The sequence below is a fragment of the Proteus sp. PR00208 genome, from assembly GCF_016238545.1.
In the GTDB taxonomy this organism is placed as follows: Bacteria; Pseudomonadota; Gammaproteobacteria; order Enterobacterales; family Enterobacteriaceae; genus Proteus.
Map to the genome: position 1 here is coordinate 183,135 of NZ_JAEHQE010000002.1, position 15,937 is coordinate 199,071.

General features: G+C 48.0%; 17 protein-coding genes and 1 tRNA gene. 8 read left to right on the forward strand and 10 right to left on the reverse strand.

All coding sequences use genetic code 11. The features are described from left to right. Nucleotides 1-13 precede the first annotated feature (13 nt). Nucleotides 14-811 (reverse strand): hypothetical protein, encoded by a 798-nt coding sequence (locus tag JEP36_RS03190; RefSeq protein ID WP_000003883.1) that lies wholly within the window; start codon nt 809-811, stop codon nt 14-16. A 378-nt stretch (nt 812-1,189) separates the two neighbouring features. Between JEP36_RS03190 and JEP36_RS03195 the strand changes: the two genes are divergently transcribed. The 8 genes from JEP36_RS03195 (at nt 1,190) to arsA (JEP36_RS03230) (ending at nt 6,753) form a co-directional block, all read left to right on the forward strand. Beyond that, entirely contained in the window at nt 1,190-1,771 is a 582-nt protein-coding gene (locus tag JEP36_RS03195) for an inovirus-type Gp2 protein (RefSeq protein WP_000347296.1), read from the forward strand. Between the two features lie 103 nt (nt 1,772-1,874). After that, nucleotides 1,875-2,081, forward strand: coding sequence for a helix-turn-helix transcriptional regulator (locus tag JEP36_RS03200; RefSeq protein WP_000985661.1), 207 nt, complete (start codon nt 1,875-1,877; stop codon nt 2,079-2,081). A gap of 102 nt (nt 2,082-2,183) precedes the next feature. After that, on the forward strand, nt 2,184-2,759 hold the full coding sequence (locus JEP36_RS03205; RefSeq protein ID WP_000665320.1) for a hypothetical protein: 576 nt from the start codon (nt 2,184-2,186) through the stop codon (nt 2,757-2,759). A gap of 185 nt (nt 2,760-2,944) precedes the next feature. Continuing rightward, nucleotides 2,945-3,268 carry an ArsR/SmtB family transcription factor gene (locus JEP36_RS03210; protein WP_000423544.1) on the forward strand — a complete coding sequence of 108 codons (324 nt, stop codon included), beginning with the start codon at nt 2,945-2,947 and terminating at the stop codon, nt 3,266-3,268. A gap of 1 nt (nt 3,269) precedes the next feature. After that, nucleotides 3,270-3,983 carry an arsenical resistance protein ArsH gene (arsH, locus tag JEP36_RS03215; RefSeq protein WP_000145398.1) on the forward strand — a complete coding sequence of 238 codons (714 nt, stop codon included), beginning with the start codon at nt 3,270-3,272 and terminating at the stop codon, nt 3,981-3,983. Nucleotides 3,984-3,991: 8 nt separating this feature from the next. Beyond that, nucleotides 3,992-4,537: a sigma-70 family RNA polymerase sigma factor gene (locus JEP36_RS03220; protein ID WP_001286343.1), complete on the forward strand. Its 546-nt coding sequence runs from the start codon at nt 3,992-3,994 to the stop codon at nt 4,535-4,537. Between the two features lie 75 nt (nt 4,538-4,612). Then, nucleotides 4,613-4,975 carry an arsenic metallochaperone ArsD family protein gene (locus JEP36_RS03225; RefSeq protein WP_000034287.1) on the forward strand — a complete coding sequence of 121 codons (363 nt, stop codon included), beginning with the start codon at nt 4,613-4,615 and terminating at the stop codon, nt 4,973-4,975. A gap of 20 nt (nt 4,976-4,995) precedes the next feature. Then, nucleotides 4,996-6,753 carry an arsenical pump-driving ATPase gene (gene arsA, locus JEP36_RS03230; RefSeq protein WP_001057013.1) on the forward strand — a complete coding sequence of 586 codons (1,758 nt, stop codon included), beginning with the start codon at nt 4,996-4,998 and terminating at the stop codon, nt 6,751-6,753. 30 nt (nt 6,754-6,783) lie between these two features. Here the strand turns inward: arsA (JEP36_RS03230) and arsC are convergent, their stop codons facing one another. The 9 genes from arsC to JEP36_RS03275 all read right to left on the reverse strand — a co-directional run bounded on the left by arsC (nt 6,784) and on the right by JEP36_RS03275 (nt 15,841). Beyond that, the gene (arsC, locus tag JEP36_RS03235; RefSeq protein WP_198629864.1) at nt 6,784-7,209 is read right to left on the reverse strand and encodes a glutaredoxin-dependent arsenate reductase; all 426 of its coding nucleotides are present in this window, start codon (nt 7,207-7,209) and stop codon (nt 6,784-6,786) included. A gap of 12 nt (nt 7,210-7,221) precedes the next feature. After that, nucleotides 7,222-8,511 carry an arsenite efflux transporter membrane subunit ArsB gene (gene arsB, locus JEP36_RS03240; protein ID WP_016538086.1) on the reverse strand — a complete coding sequence of 430 codons (1,290 nt, stop codon included), beginning with the start codon at nt 8,509-8,511 and terminating at the stop codon, nt 7,222-7,224. 46 nt (nt 8,512-8,557) lie between these two features. Beyond that, nucleotides 8,558-10,309 (reverse strand): arsenite efflux transporter ATPase subunit ArsA, encoded by a 1,752-nt coding sequence (gene arsA, locus JEP36_RS03245; protein WP_016538087.1) that lies wholly within the window; start codon nt 10,307-10,309, stop codon nt 8,558-8,560. Nucleotides 10,310-10,326: 17 nt separating this feature from the next. Continuing rightward, complete coding sequence (gene arsD / locus JEP36_RS03250) at nt 10,327-10,689, reverse strand: arsenite efflux transporter metallochaperone ArsD (protein WP_000855179.1); 363 nt, start codon at nt 10,687-10,689, stop codon at nt 10,327-10,329. A 47-nt stretch (nt 10,690-10,736) separates the two neighbouring features. Next, nucleotides 10,737-11,090 carry an As(III)-sensing metalloregulatory transcriptional repressor ArsR gene (gene arsR / locus JEP36_RS03255; RefSeq protein WP_001135895.1) on the reverse strand — a complete coding sequence of 118 codons (354 nt, stop codon included), beginning with the start codon at nt 11,088-11,090 and terminating at the stop codon, nt 10,737-10,739. Nucleotides 11,091-11,282: 192 nt separating this feature from the next. Next, entirely contained in the window at nt 11,283-13,058 is a 1,776-nt protein-coding gene (locus JEP36_RS03260) for an ATP-binding protein (RefSeq protein ID WP_000022894.1), read from the reverse strand. Further along, nucleotides 13,055-14,203, reverse strand: a complete 1,149-nt coding sequence (locus JEP36_RS03265) for an SIR2 family protein (protein ID WP_000460992.1) — start codon at nt 14,201-14,203, stop codon at nt 13,055-13,057. Before JEP36_RS03265 ends, JEP36_RS03260 begins: the two co-directional genes overlap by 4 nt. A 206-nt stretch (nt 14,204-14,409) precedes the next feature. After that, nucleotides 14,410-15,603, reverse strand: coding sequence for a tyrosine-type recombinase/integrase (locus JEP36_RS03270; protein WP_000778549.1), 1,194 nt, complete (start codon nt 15,601-15,603; stop codon nt 14,410-14,412). Nucleotides 15,604-15,767: 164 nt separating this feature from the next. Beyond that, nucleotides 15,768-15,841, reverse strand: a tRNA-Gly gene (locus tag JEP36_RS03275). Between the last annotated feature and the right edge of the window lie 96 nt (nt 15,842-15,937).

Below are 15,937 nucleotides of genomic sequence, written 5' to 3' on the forward strand. Positions count from 1 at the left end.
ACAAGAATCAACGTTACTTTTTGTCCTGGTAAACCACTGTGATGTTGTCTGGTTTTCTTAACGTCGGGGCCGTAGCAGGGTCAATCAGGTACACAGGTACTATCACGGCATTTTTCCCACTAAACAGAATTGGCACCCAGCAATGAACACGTGGGTCTCCTGTCGTCTCCGGGATACCACTTGTACCGTATGACATAAGATCAACCACATTAATAAAAAGCGCCTTACCTATATCAAAGAAAAACTCGTTAAAAACCACATCTTTTGCCAGCAAAATTACAGCATCACCTGCTGCCAGTTTTATTGGGGATGAAGAGTGTCCAGAGGTTTCAACATCAGCAAAAATAATCCTTTCGGTATAGATAAAACAGGCATAGCGGGCATCCTGTTCTGATCTTTCCAGGAGCGACTGACAGAACTCTTTGATATGTCGATTTTCGACCCTGCCAACTGCATTATCCCGACGGAGGTGTCGCTTATGTTCGCGAACATGCACCTTGCCATTGACGCTGTCAAAGTCGTACCCTTTTCCAACCTGAAGCTTACTCTCCCAGATCTCCATACAATACTTTTCAGCAGCTACAACATTTCTTCGGCGAGGCAAATCCTGCTGGTAGACACCAGACAGTAGCCGGGCCTTAAGTTCGTCCGCAAGCTGATAATAGCGATTAATATCTTTCAGTACCGGAACGGTGGCATCCAGCAATGTGGAAATAACCTGCGATCGTGAGATCTTCTGTTTTTTGCTGTATTCATCCACAACACGCAGAGTCTCAGAATTGGTTACATTGAAAGTGATTCGTTCTGACATGCCAATCACCTATTAAGCATTTTAGAAAAAGTGCATAACAATTAACCTTAAACACCTTTATTATCAACAAGTTTATTCTATTGCTCTTTCTCTTTAGTTATCAATTCATAGTAACATGCTCTCACGTAAAAATACTGAATATGATGCTGTCAGGACAGCCTGGATACCAGGAGCGAACATTTGGGTTTTTAGTATAATTAAGGTCTTCATGTTTTAAGAACTTCCTCTTCATATCCCCTTCCCCAGTGATCCGCTTACCCCGTCTGTATATCTTCTGTCCCCACAGTACTGCTCAGTAAACAGAAATACTGTGACTTTCCTGCATAAAAATTACATATCACCACCTTCCTTTGTACACACACTACAGAGGATTAAATCATGGACTTTCCCTGGCCCTGGAATCGCAAATACACAATGAACTGGTTCCTGTTGTCGTTACTGAACCACCATCTTGATCAGCTACTGGAACGTTACTCCCGCCTTCAGCCCCTCAGACTCGATGTGTTCTATCAGAATGACACATGGCGTTATAACCATCACGGATGGTACGAGACAGAAAGGGAGGTACGCCAGTTAACAGAACATCTGATGTTAGAGAGCAACATCGTGGGCCACTTCTGGGTACTGGAGTGTACTTCCCGACACAAATGCCATGCCCATATCGTGATGTATCTTGATGGTCACCATAACCAGGCCACCTTTCCGGTGGCTGAACAGGCGGGGGCTGCCTGGCAGAAGATTACACAGGGTGAGGGGTACCACAATCGCTGTGATCCCAAGAAGTGCTACGAAGCCGATATCACCCGCCCCGTCAATTACGATGATGCTGCAGCCATCGACAACCTGCGCTACATCATCAGCTATCTCGCCAAGGAGAAATCAAAATACGGGCAGACTTACTACGGGGCCAACGAGGTACCACCCGCGAGTGGACTGGGCAGACCGCGAGGGCTTCGATAAAACGACGCACTTTTTTACGTCAGTTCCGGTTGTTATGCCGGAGAAGGGTACAGTGATTCATCACACGACTCCGGTACTTACTTAGCTACCGGAGAATCTCACCATGGCAATTAAACCTTCCCTGCTTGAAGATCAGTTCGTTGATATGACTTTCATCACCCGCCTGCTGGGGGTCAGTGATAAGTGGATTTACCGACTCATCAAAGATGGCATATTTCCAAAACCCATCAAACTGGGGCGAAGTTCACGATGGCTACAGAGTGAAGTGGAAGCCTGGCTACAGGCGAGAATCCACGAATCACGCAGCTAAATACCTCTCCTTACATATCACTTTCCTGACAGGCAAACTCTTTATCCTCTCATAGCGGAGGTTTGCGGCTGCCTGTCATTCAGTATCCAGGGATAATCCACCATGAAAGAGACAAAGACGCGATATAACAGTTTGCTGGTCAGCTATCAACGTTGGCTAAACGGGTTCACAAAACTGGCCATCATAAATGGCATGTGTCATCCCAATATTCAGGCCAGCCACCATCTGATGGTGGGCAGTCTGTACTTTCCCGGCGCAGGGCAGATGACTGCAGTGGTACCACAGTGCCTTTACCGACTGATTTACGGAAGTCAGCATCCAGAGCCAGTGTCGGTATTGACTGATATGCAAATCAGCCTTGAGACAAGGCAAAAAACTTTACTGCACCACCCAATGTTGGAAGGGATATTACTGAGTGAATGTATCCGCCTCAAACAACGCCCACTGGCAAATAGGCTGATTAGCCTGTTACACCAATTCAGTTCACCGGAGCATCGCCACAAACTGGTCTGGCTATGTTGGTACGATTTGATGATGGGTGCGACGCTGGAAGACTGGTTGGATAACCTGAAACGTAAGGCACCTGAAGATCTAGGCTTGTGGCTGGTTGGACGGCAGGAGGAAAACATATCCCTCACGCAAATGATGGATGAATATCTGCTATTTACCGGCCACTAATATCAGTTCCGATCTGTGCCTAACCGTTTTACTCCTGGGAAAAAGAGCAGAGCTACTCCCCACTTTTTCTCAATGATGCTCCCCCTTTATCCAAAATGTTCAGGGGCAAGGCCCATTCACTATTGGTATTTATTGGAAGATACGATATTATTCTATAATTCCGGAAATATAGAAATGAGATATAAATGGAGCTTTCGAAAGCAGCAGAAACCCTGAAAGAGCTGGGTCATCCTACGCGCCTAAGCGTATACAGAGAGCTGGTTAAAGCCGGGCATGAAGGGCTACCGGTTGGCGAACTGCAGAAGCGGCTCGAAATCCCAGCGTCTACGTTGAGCCATCATCTTTCCTCGTTGATATCAGTTTCTTTGGTACGCCAGGAACGTCAGGGCAGAACGCTTTTTTGCCACGCTCGATATGAAAACCTTGAGGCTCTGATTGCCTTCCTGACAGAAGAATGCTGCTCAGGGACTAACGACTGCCTCCCCCTGCCCCAGAAGACGGAGAAGTAAAATGACAGGTGATCTTAAGAATGTTGATTCGGGTTTGTTCGACACCTCAATCACAGAGGCAAGATTCGGTGTTCCTGCCGTTCCCCATCCTCCACGTATCCTCATGTTGTACGGCTCTGTGCGCGAACGTTCCTACAGCCGACTGGCAACGGAAGAAGCGGCAAGGTTACTGACCGCCATGGGCGCAGAAGTGCGGATCTTCAATCCTTCTGGCTTGCCTCTTCCTGATGATGCGCCTGACTCGCATCCTAAAGTCATGGAACTGCGCGAGCTGGTTCGTTGGTCCGAAGGGATGGTGTGGTGTTCCCCTGAACGCCATGGTGCGATGACCGGCATCATGAAAGCCCAGATTGATTGGATACCGTTATCAGAAGGCGCTGTTCGCCCTTCGCAGGGTAAGACTCTGGCCGTTATGCAGGTCTGCGGTGGCTCTCAGTCTTTCAATGCCGTAAACCAGATGCGCATTCTTGGCCGCTGGATGCGGATGATCACCATCCCGAATCAGTCCTCTGTGGCAAAAGCCTGGCAGGAATTTGATGAAGATGGACGAATGAAACCGTCGTCTTATTACGACCGGATCGTGGATGTGATGGAAGAACTGGTGAAATTTACTCTGCTGACCCGAGGTAACTCAGCCTATCTCGTTGATCGCTACAGCGAACGAAAAGAGTCTGCAGAAGAACTTTCACGGCGGGTTAATCAGAGCAAAATTTGAGGGCTGGTATGAGTGATGTAACGGCATTCAACAACTGCATGAGCGTGTTCTGGCGGCAACATGAAGCCGAACTCTCTCGCTTTCTGACATCTAAGACAGGTGATAGCGAAAAAGCAGCAGACCTTCTGCAAGAGCTATTCCTGCGTGCCCGCGCTCATTCAGACAGTTTCTGCGAAATGGAGAATCCGCGAGCCTGGCTGTATCGGGCGGCGAGGAATCTGCTGATTGATGAGTACCGCACCACCAGGGAATTCGTTGAGCTGGAAGATGATGCCCCATTCACTGATGCATCCCCTGATGCAATCTCAACGCTGGATATTTGCCTGCCTGAAACATTGCAGGCATTACCTGAAGATGAGCGGTGGTTGATTGAAGAATCCGACCTTAACCGGCGTCCCCAGCAGTCCCTGGCCGATGAACTGGGAATCACGCTTACGGCGTTTAAATCCCGACTACTTCGGGCCAGAAAACACCTGAAAGAGACGATGACAGAACTTTGTCAGATTGAGGCGGATGACACGTCTTCCGTCTGCTGCCACAAAAAAATGAATTAATCGCGCATCTTTTCCCCACCACCTTCGTTTACCTCAGTGTAAAGCCAAATGACTAAACACTGAGGTAAACAGTCCATGTCAAAAATTGAGATCTTTGAAGCAGCAGGCTGCTGTGCAACCAGCAGCGTTGTAGTCAGTGACGAAGCCGTCAAATGGAACGCCAGCGCCGAATGGGCGAAAAAGAATGACGTTGATATACAGCGCTACAGCCTTGCGAAGAACCCGCAGCAGTTCCTGAATTCGCCGGTCATTAAAGAGTTTCTGAACACATCAGGGATGGAGTCTCTCCCTGTCACCTTGCTCGACGGCAAACTCGTGATGGCAGGCAAACTCCCGACTCGTGAAGATATCGCCCGTTGGGCAGGTATTCCGCTTAGTCAGGACTGGAGTGAAGACAGCACGCAACCACGCTGCTGCAGCATTCCACGTATGCCTTAATTCCAGAGGAGCAATCACTGATGAATATGCCATTTTTAAAAGACATTCCCCCGTTCATCTTCTTCACTGGCAAAGGTGGCGTGGGTAAAACATCCCTGGCCTGTGCTACTGCGGTATGGCTGGCCGATCAGGGTAAGAGAACGCTTCTGGTGAGTACCGATCCGGCTTCCAATGTCGGCCAAGTCTTTAGCCAGACTATCGGCCACCGAATCACAGATATCAGTACCGTAGAAAATCTTGCCGCGATGGAAGTTGATCCGATGGCTGCAGCACAGGCATATCGTGACCGAGTACTCGACCCGGTTCGCGGGCTGATGCCAGCCGATGTGGTCAGCAGCATTGAAGAACAGCTCTCCGGTTCATGCACTACGGAAATCGCGGCATTTGATGAGTTTACTGGTCTTCTTACCAACCATGAGTTGCGGGAAAAGTATGACCATATCGTATTTGATACTGCGCCAACCGGTCATACCATCCGTATGCTTGAGTTGCCGGGGGCCTGGAGCGGTTATCTCGAAGCGAACCCTGATGCCGCCGCTAACCTCGGGCCGCTGGTGGGGCTGGAGAAACAACAGCACCAGTACTCAGACGCGGTTAAGGCGCTGTCTGATGCAGCTCTCACGCGCTTGGTTCTGGTTGCCCGAGCCCAAGCTTCAACACTGAAAGAAGTCTCTCATACGCACGATGAGCTTTCTGCTATCGGTTTGCAGCATCAACACCTTGCCATTAATGGCGTGCTGCCGCCGTTTGCGGGTGAAAATGATCCACTGGCGCAAAGTATTCTGGCTCGAGAAGAAAAAGCATTACAGGCAATGCCAGAGAACCTGGCGAACCTTCCCCGCTCGCAGCTGTATCTGAAGCCATTTAATCTGGTCGGTCTGGAAGCGCTGCGTCAGTTATTTACGGAGAACAAAGCCTCGCTGCCGCTCCCTGCTACCACGCTGAATACTTTGGATTTACCGAAACTTGCCTCACTGGTAGATGAACTCAGCCTGACAGGTAAAGGTCTGGTAATGGCAATGGGTAAAGGTGGCGTGGGCAAAACGACTGTTGCAGCTTCGATCGCGGTATCGCTGGCAAAACGCGGTCATAAAGTCCATCTGACGACGTCCGATCCGGCAGCACATCTGTCTTATACGCTGGATGGCTCGCTGCCAAACCTTCAGGTCAGCCGTATCGATCCGAAGGTGGAGACAGAGCGCTATCGCCGCTTTGTGCTGGAAAATCAGGGCAAAGGATTAGACGCTGAGGGACTAGCAGTGCTGGAGGAAGATCTCCGCTCGCCATGTACTGAAGAGATCGCCGTGTTTCAGGCATTCTCGCGGATCATCAAAGAGGCAGACGATCATTTTGTTATTATGGACACCGCGCCAACAGGTCACACACTTCTGCTACTGGATGCAACAGGAGCCTATCACCGGGAAATGGTGCGTCAGATGGGGCAAACACATGACCATGTGATGACGCCAATGATGCAATTGCAGGACCCGGAGAAGACAAAGGTTATTATCGTGACGCTTGCCGAAACGACACCGGTACTTGAAGCGGCGAACCTACAGCAGGATTTACGTCGCGCTGGCATCGAGCCATGGGCATGGGTTGTGAATAACAGCCTGGCGGCAGCTGAACCGTCTTCACCTTTCCTGAAGACCAGGGCGAACCGCGAGTTGCCTCTCATCTCTGATGTGGAAGAGCAGTATGCAAAGCGTATTGCATTAACTGCGTTACAGAGCGAAGAGCCGGTAGGTATTGACCTACTGAAAGAAATGGCTAAGTAACCATGAAGGGGGCAAATGCCCCCTTCATTTTTATTTCAGTCTTTTACCTGCATCATTAACGACTTTTTCACCATCTTCTTTGGTGAAAGCCCCTTTCTGAGATTCTGGCAGGATATCCAGAACGACTTCAGAAGGACGGCAAAGTTTAGTTCCCAGTGGCGTCACTACAATCGGACGGTTAATCAGGATCGGATGTTGCAACATAAAATCGATTAGCTGGTCGTCAGTAAATTTATCATCTGCAAGACCCAGTTCCTCATACGGTTCGACGTTCTTACGCAGCAAAACCCGGACGGAAATGCCCATATCTGCAATGAGTTTGACCAGCTCATCGCGTGAAGGTGGGGTCTCAAGGTAAAGAATAACAGTCGGCTCATTACCGCTGTTGCGGATCATCTCCAGCGTGTTACGCGACGTGCCGCAGGCCGGGTTGTGATAAATAGTGATGTTGCTCATATCAGTATCTCATTACAAAGTGAAAGAGAGACGTAGCGCCAGCGCTGCCAGCGTTACAAACAGCACAGGCAGAGTCATGACGATCCCGGTGCGGAAATAGTATCCCCAGGTGATGGTCATATTCTTCTGTGAAAGGACATGCAGCCAGAGCAGCGTTGCCAGGCTACCAATAGGTGTAATTTTCGGGCCCAGATCGCAGCCAATCACGTTGGCGTAGATCATCGCTTCTTTGATAACGCCTGTTGCAGTGCTGCCATCAATAGAGAGAGCGCCAACCAGCACGGTAGGCATGTTGTTCATGATGGAAGACAGGAAAGCCGTCAGGAAGCCAGTACCAAGCGTCGCAACCCAGAGTCCTTTATCCGCCAGTACGTTCAGCACACCTGAAAGGTATTCGGTTAGCCCAGCGTTGCGCAGACCGTAGACCACCAGGTACATCCCCAATGAGAAGATGACAATCTGCCATGGCGCACCGCGAAGCACTTTGCCAGTGTTAATGGCATGGCCTCGTTTCGCCACCGCAAACAGAATGACAGCTCCTACAGCAGCAATCGCGCTGACCGGGATACCCACCGGCTCAAGGACAAAAAAGCCAACCAGAAGAAGGATCAACACTATCCATCCGGTTCTGAAGGTTGCCAGATCTTTAATAGCTTTTGCAGGTGCTTTCAGGAGAGCCAGGTCGTAAGTCGGCGGAATATCTTTGCGGAAGAACAGATGCAGCATCACCAGCGTGGCGATAATAGCGGCAATATCCACCGGCACCATTACCGACGCATACTCAGTGAAGCCCAGCCCAAAGAAGTCTGCAGAAACGATGTTAACCAGGTTGGACACGATAAGCGGCAGACTGGCCGTATCGGCAATAAACCCGGCGGCCATGACAAATGCCAGCGTAGTACCTTTACTGAAACCTAATGCAAGCAGCATGGCGATGACAATTGGAGTAAGAATCAATGCCGCACCATCGTTGGCAAACAATGCCGCCACCGCTGCACCTAGCAGGACGATATACGTAAAGAGCAAACGGCCACGACCGTTACCCCAGCGTGAAACATGCAATGCCGCCCATTCGAAAAAGCCGGATTCATCGAGCAGCAGGCTGATGATAATCACCGCAATAAAGGTCGCTGTCGCGTTCCAGACGATATTCCACACCACCGGAATATCGCTTACATGCACAACGCCAGATATCAAAGCCAGTCCTGCGCCTAGCATTGCACTCCAGCCGATCCCTAATCCCTTCGGTTGCCAGATAACCAAAACAATGGTCAGGACAAAAATAGCGCCTGCCAGTAACATACATCCTCCTGACAGGGCGGTTCTACCGCCCTGTAAAAACAAAAAATTAACTCGCCAACTCTCTGAGTTTTTCAATACCGGCTGGCTCAGAAGCCAGTACCGGAACGAGCGCTATACGGTTAGCGTGCTGATTCTTAACAGCCTCAATCTGAGGCTGTTCCTGCTGGGCGCGCTGGCAAAGCAACGGAGAACTCGTATCCGCAATGGAAAGGCTGTTATTGATAATCCAGCCCCACGGATGAATCCCCGCACGCTCAAGATCGGACTGCAGGTTTGCCGCTTCCAGTACCGGTGTGGTTTCAGGCAGAGTGACCAGCAGGACTTTGGTGCGTTCCGGGTCCTGAAGCTGCATCATTGGGGTAGTAAAATGACCTTTACTCCCCATTTTTTTGGCAATCTCTCGGTGGTAAGCCCCGGTCGCATCAAGCAGTAATAGCGTATGCCCGGTAGGTGCCGTATCCATGACCACAAACCGTTTGCCTGCTTCACGGATTACGCGTGAGAACGCCTGGAACACCGCAATCTCTTCCGTGCAAGGAGAACGTAAATCCTCTTCGAGCAGCCGTTTCCCTGCCTCATCCAGATCCCTGCCTTTCGTCTCAAGAACATGCTGACGATAGCGTTCAGTTTCATCGTGAGGGTTGATTCGGCTGACCTGCAGATTTTTGTGGCTGCCATTCAACGTTGTACTCAGGTGTGCAGCAGGATCTGAGGTAGTGAGATGCACATCAAAACCCTTATCTGCCAAACTGACGGCGATAGCCGCAGCCATTGTGGTTTTACCCACACCGCCTTTACCCATCAGCATAATCAGACCGTGTTCACTGCGAGCGATATCATCAACCAGGCCAGAGAGCGATAAGTTTTCAGGCGTGTACTGGATGTTCGTTACCGGGAGCGGTAATGCCTCAGAACCGGTATCCAGAAGTCCCTTCAATGCTGAAACACCAACCATATTGACTGGCTGTAGTAATAGGGTATCTGTCGGTAGCCCAGATAAACCGGCAGGAAGATTTGCCAGTGCCTCCTGCTCACGTTGCCATATCGCAGCGGCCAGGGCGTCATGTTCAGCTTCGGCTTTAGGCAGCACACCATTAATCACCAGGTATTGGTTTTTCAGGCCAATTGCGGCGAGTTCTTCATGGGTGCGGGCGACTTCCTGCAGCGTAGATTTTTGCAGTCGCGCAACCAGAACCAGGCGGGTACGTTCAGGATCGGATAACGCCTCTACCGCATGAGCATACTGCTCACGCTGCTTTTCCAGCCCGGCCATTGGGCCAAGACAGGAAGCACCATCCGGGTTACTTTCAATGAAGCTACTCCAGGCACCGGGAAGCTGGAGAAGGCGAATCGTGTGGCCCGTCGGCGCTGTATCAAAAATGATGTGATCGAAGCGGGTCAGCAGGGAAGCGTCTGTCAATAAGCCGGTGAACTCATCAAACGCCGCAATCTCAGTGGTACAGGCTCCTGAAAGCTGCTCGCTGATACTGTTAACAACGTCATCAGGCAAAAGACCTTTGATAGGATCAACGATTCTGGAGCGGTATTGTTTGGCGGCTTCCTGCGGGTCGATTTCCAGAGCGGAAAGTCCAGGAACTGCTGCCACAGGGCGAATGGTATTACCGATAGCCTGATCGAACACCTGACCGACATTGGAGGCTGGGTCAGTACTGACCAGCAAAACCCGCTTACCCTGTTCAGCAAGGCGGATAGCCGTCGCGCAGGAAATAGAAGTTTTTCCTACACCACCCTTGCCGGTAAAAAACAGGTAAGGCGGGATATTCTGTAAGAATTTCATATGTCCTCCTGACATATTCAGCAACAGGAAGTATTACCACCACAGCAGCTGGTGGGAGCTAACCCTACCTTCTCCAGCGGAATACCGAACCAGCGAGCCAGCTCAGCGCGTTTTGGGTATCGCCCTGCCATCACCGTTTCACCGTCCAATAGCAGTAACGGAAGACCTTCTGCTCCAGATGCTTCGAGGAATGCTTTCGCTTTCTCATTCTGAACAAAGCTCATGGGCTGCTGCGCCAGGTTGTAACGTTCAACCTGTACACCACGTCCTTTCAGCCACTGCACATCAGCAGAAAAATCAACCAGAACCTGATCGACATCTGAGCCACATACGCCGGTACTGCAGCACATTGCCGGGTCAAACACCGTTAACGTCTTCATTCTGAATACCTCACATTTGGAAAAACATATATGTTCAGGCAAATTTTTTAGATGCAAACAGCCTTACCGCTACCAGAGCAGTTTGCCGATGCCAGCTTACGGGCGATGGCCTGTACATCGTCCTGTTGGCTTAACCAGGCCTGCTCAATCACCTGAGCAGCCCAGAATGGAATATGCGGGGATAAGCGATAATGAACCCATTTCCCCTGCTTGCGATCCAGCAATAGACCGCTTTCCCGGAGCATTGCCAGATGGCGGGAGATCTTGGGCTGCGACTGATCCAGCGCTGTACAGAGATCGCACACGCACAGCTCTCCCATCTCTCTGAGCAGCAACACGATGCCCAAACGGGTTTCATCGGAGAGGTTTTTGAAGAGTTGTAATGCTGATAATTGTGGCATAAGCCCTCCTGCTATTATCTCGCAGTTTCTCTCTATAACAGTGCAATGTCAAAAAATATATTTGAATTTCCATATATGAAAGAAGCAAAGCTTCTCTCTACGTCTAGTATGGACAGCGAGATAATCTAGAGTAACCTCTTATACTAGGAAGCCCTGAAGACATCCACAGGGCACATTCTGTTAGAGTTAATATTAAGCTGGAGGTAGCGCCCAAAGTTCTTCAAGGTTCACATCGTCGCTGCTGGGTCGATGCTGTTTCAGCAGCGGGTCAATTTTCAATATCATTGGAAGATCAAAAGCGGTTCCAGTGACTACGCAGCAGCCCTTGGCTAGAGTCGGTATGAGAGCCTTAGAACTGGAATCTAACGTGCTAATTGTATTGTCTAATAGCATAAGGTCGCGATCGTTAACCAATCGGTGTATGAAGAAATTGTGAATCTGGGAAACAATAGTAGGTGAAATATCTGCAGGCCGCTGACTAGATAGTGTGAGGTATACGCCATACTTGCGTCCCTCCTTAATTATTTCTTCAAAGAGTTCAAGCCGGTAGTCTTTCCAGATTTCATGCTCACGGGTGGACTGCTCTGACAAAATATTGTGTGCCTCATCAATGATAAGGTGCAGAGTCCGGCTTGGAGGGCTTTTAAGATTCTCTGCATCTTTATGATTTGTGTAGAAATTTTTGGCTACAAGCAGTGGCAAGATCTTTTTTATCTCATTCTTGCATTTCTTTAAAGAGATGACATGTAAGAGATGCGGAGGTTGTGGCACATCAACGATTTCAAGAACATTACGCAGAGCCGATATAGATGATTTGGCCCTAGCTAGCACCGGTTGAATGTGTTCGTATTGGGCATAGCCAAATACAACATCTGAACAGAGTTGGAGGTAGCACCGCAATATTAGTTCGTCGAATTGATCAATTCCATCTAAATTAACACTCTCATCAATAATGGGTTTGATATTCGCGTCAAATCCATTGCCATTTGAATTATAGTACGTGCCGCTGGCATGCTTAAAATACTTATCTTTATTGTAATAAATAATTCCTTTTAAATGTTCTTGAAGCAATTCGCAGTCAATCATGCGTGCAATTTCACGGCTCAAATCCAAAGCATCTGATTTCGCTTCACCTGTACTAAAAACTTTTTCAAAAACCTTTTCTACATACCTTTTGAGTGGCGTAGTTTTAAATTTTTCCTTACCAGATAGAACGCGACGCAGAAATGGCTGTTGTGTGTTCGTAGTTGCCTGAAACAAGAGGCTTAGGGTTTCGACATCCCAAAAATGAGCGCCTTCAATCTTGAATTTGTGCTTTGCTTTTTTAGAGTCCAGCACTGTGATTTGCTTATTCTTAGCTGGTAGTAGCTGATCTTCCGTGTATTCACCATTAAAATCTATGATAACGAACTGGCTCTTGTGCTGTAATGCTTGGAGCCGCTCATTAAAAAGTGTAGTATAAAGTTTAGCTAGCGTATTAGATTTACCACTCCCGGTGTTACCAAATATGCCCAAATGGCTGTTGAATAATCGCATCCATGGGAGGTTGATGGGTACATTCTCCTTGAGCATAGAGCCAATAGAAAAACCTGTTTTACCGTCCGCCCCATAAATTTTCCCTACCATAAGTTCGCTGAGTAGAGATGCCTTGTCTCGGATCATCGGCATGTACTTCACACCTTCAAAAAACTTATCATCTACTATATAACCAATGGGGCGAACATCCACTTTTCGTACATATTGGACCTTCTCGGCATCAGTCTCTAGCCTTTTCTCATCCAAAAATTCACCTTCAACAAGACAGACAATATCTATAAAGCCTCGCTGAATAGATACGTGCTCCCGAAGTGAAATACCTCTGTACTTAACTCCTCCGTAGAAAATAGTCTCATGATTGGAGTCTTCAAAAATTCGAAGGGAGATACGCACTCCACTCACTGCAATAACCTCACCTACGATGATACTCATATCAGATCCTCCTCTTCAGCTTTTAATGGAGGTTCATAAGTGTCTGGCGTGAGTGAGAAAACATATTTATTGAAATTGGTGAAGTCCATATTCATATCTTCAGCGGGCCCAATTACTTGGACGTTTTTCCAAGATTTGAATTCTTCCCGCATGCTATTTGCACTATTGTTGCTATAACAACAAATAAAAGTATGAAGTTGTGGGTTGGAGAGGGAGCGTTGGATAAGTCTGAGAATGTGTTCATCAGCAAACGAAAAGCCAAATGTTATGAGTATAGAATTTGGTTTTTCAAGCTCATAGCTTAATAGCCTGAGCATCTGGTAGTAGTGTTCTTCGAAGACAGTTTCGTAAAACTTCCACTTAGTGGGGTTGACAATAGGTAGCTTATTGTACTCCCCCCAGAAAATATCTATCTGGTCTTGACTGAATGCCAAGGATGGAATGCCTTCAGTTCTGTTGCCATCGACACCAAGAAATTCGGAATATCCATTTAAATTTCCGAGTGTCTCTTCTGTCAAAAGGTTACTAAAATCATTGCGGTAATTGACTTCAATCTTATCACCGCTTTTTGACCAGTAAACCGAACCGTGAAGATGGATAATGTTTAGCTGCGGGATGCCATAGTTGCTTCGTTCAAATACTCCAGTTTGACATTGAAACGTACTGAAGTTTTTGGAATGAAGATGCTTTGTGTGAAATCCGGAGGTACCATCATTCACCACAAAATCATGTGATCCCTTCATGAGAAGGCTGTCAGCTGTATGGGACAGGCATCCATCATAGTTTGTGGTAAAAATATTGATTTTGCGGTTGAGGTCTTTCCTTCTATCCAACAACCCCAAAAGGGTTGTTAAAAAAATCTCATAATTCTTGAGATTTTCTTTTCCTTTATTCGTTGTAACGAAACTTGGATTGAATGTCTGCACTGGAAAAATACATGTGTTGTAGTAGTGCATGAATAACGCGGTTCGCTTCTCTGGCGAGTTTTCAAACTGTGTGGCGAGCGTTTCGATCGTTTCTCGCCGTCCCTCTGCATTCTTGATGGCTAGGGACAGCGTCGGGAACAAGTCTGCTGAAGCGCCTGAGCCAATCAGTATGTTGATGTTCTTATTGTATATATCCAATGGCTGGATCGCCTCAAACATACTTACCTCCCTTATTTAGTTTTGTCTAAAATAGCATCAGTGTATAGGCAGACCAAGTTTTGACTTAGGCAAAAAATTTGTAGCAATAGCCACTATTTCTCTGGTTTTCAACTATTGCAGTTAGCAGCATATATTGAATTACATCCATCCAGACGTCTAGGTACCCAGACGAATGCAATTGCTTTTCGAGACTGCCTTTCAACATTTCAGCTTGTAATAATCCCTTCCTTGCCTAAATTACTAGTAAAATCACCATACCACTGCATCATCGCCCTCCTCCCCTCCAGATATTGAGCATGGTTATACGTTCCACGAATTGAGTTCTTATCGACGTGAGCCAGCTGTAGCTCGATCCAGGCCGAGTTAAATCCCTGCTCATGCAAAATGGTACTCATCGTGTGGCGGAATCCATGCCCTGTAACGCGTCCTGCATAGCCGATGCGCCTTACCAACACAGTCAATGCCATATCACTCATCGGTTTCTTAGGATTATTACGTCCTGGGAACAGCAACTCTCCTGCTCCCGTCATGGGTTTAAGCTGATTAAGCAGGTCAATTGCCTGGCTTGATAACGGAACCAGATGAGGTCGGCGCATTTTCATTCGCTCTGCTGGTACGTTCCAAACCTTCCGCTCAAAATCAAACTCCTGCCACTCCGCTTGCCTCAATTCCCCAGGCCTTACTCCAGTCAAAATAAGTAATTGCATCGCAATCTTAACAATCACACTACCGGCATAGGTGTTCAGAGTCCGAAGAAACTCAGGCAGTTCATCCTGGGTCAAAAAAGCATAGTGCTCTTTCTCATGGGGAGCTACGGCGCTGGCTAGATCGGGAGCTGGATTGTACTCAGCCCTGCCAGTCACAACCGCATACTTCCAGACCTCTCCACAACGCTGGCGAACCTTACGGACCTTCTCAGTTGCTCCTCGAGTTTCTATCTTTGAAAGAACAGCAAGCAACTCCATCGGTTTGATATCTTTGATTGGTCGGTGGCCGATATAAGGAAATACATCCTTCTCAAAGGTTCTCATCATCTCTTCACGATAGGAGACAGACCAGCGATCATAGCGACGCTGATACCACTCCCGAGTGATAGCCTCAAACGAGTTTTCAGCGTCCTGCTTGCGACTGAGCTTCTCCATTTTTCTTTCGAGAGAAGGATCGTTACCAGCTGCTAATGTTCTTTTAGCATCCTCACGCTTGCTTCGTGCTTCAGCTAAAGAAACAGCAGGATAAACACCAAGCGCAAGTACATTTTCCCCTCCAGGCGTACGATACTTCAGACGCCAGTATTTCTTACCGTTGGGGTTAACCAATAAGTAAAGACTCCCACCATCAGCCAATTTGTAGGGCTTCTCTTTCGGCTTTGCAGTTTCAACCTGACGAGCAGTTAACTTCATTGGGGGTACCTCTCAGCATGGGGTACAATTATACCCCCATCCATACCCCCACATTGAGCTTGACCCTGGGGGAGTATTATTGAGTTCAATAGACTAATAGAATGCTATAACTGCTGATTTATCAAGGAAAAATTGAGTTGGGTAGACTTCAGAAGACTTGAGTTTGGAGCGGGCGAAGGGAATCGAACCCTCGTATAGAGCTTGGGAAGCTCTCGTTCTACCATTGAACTACGCCCGCATTAGATTTTTTTGATTATACGCCTCCTTGATTGAACGACAATCCCCTTTTTATTTAAATGATTATTTAATCATCGAAAAAAAGATAACCATTTGT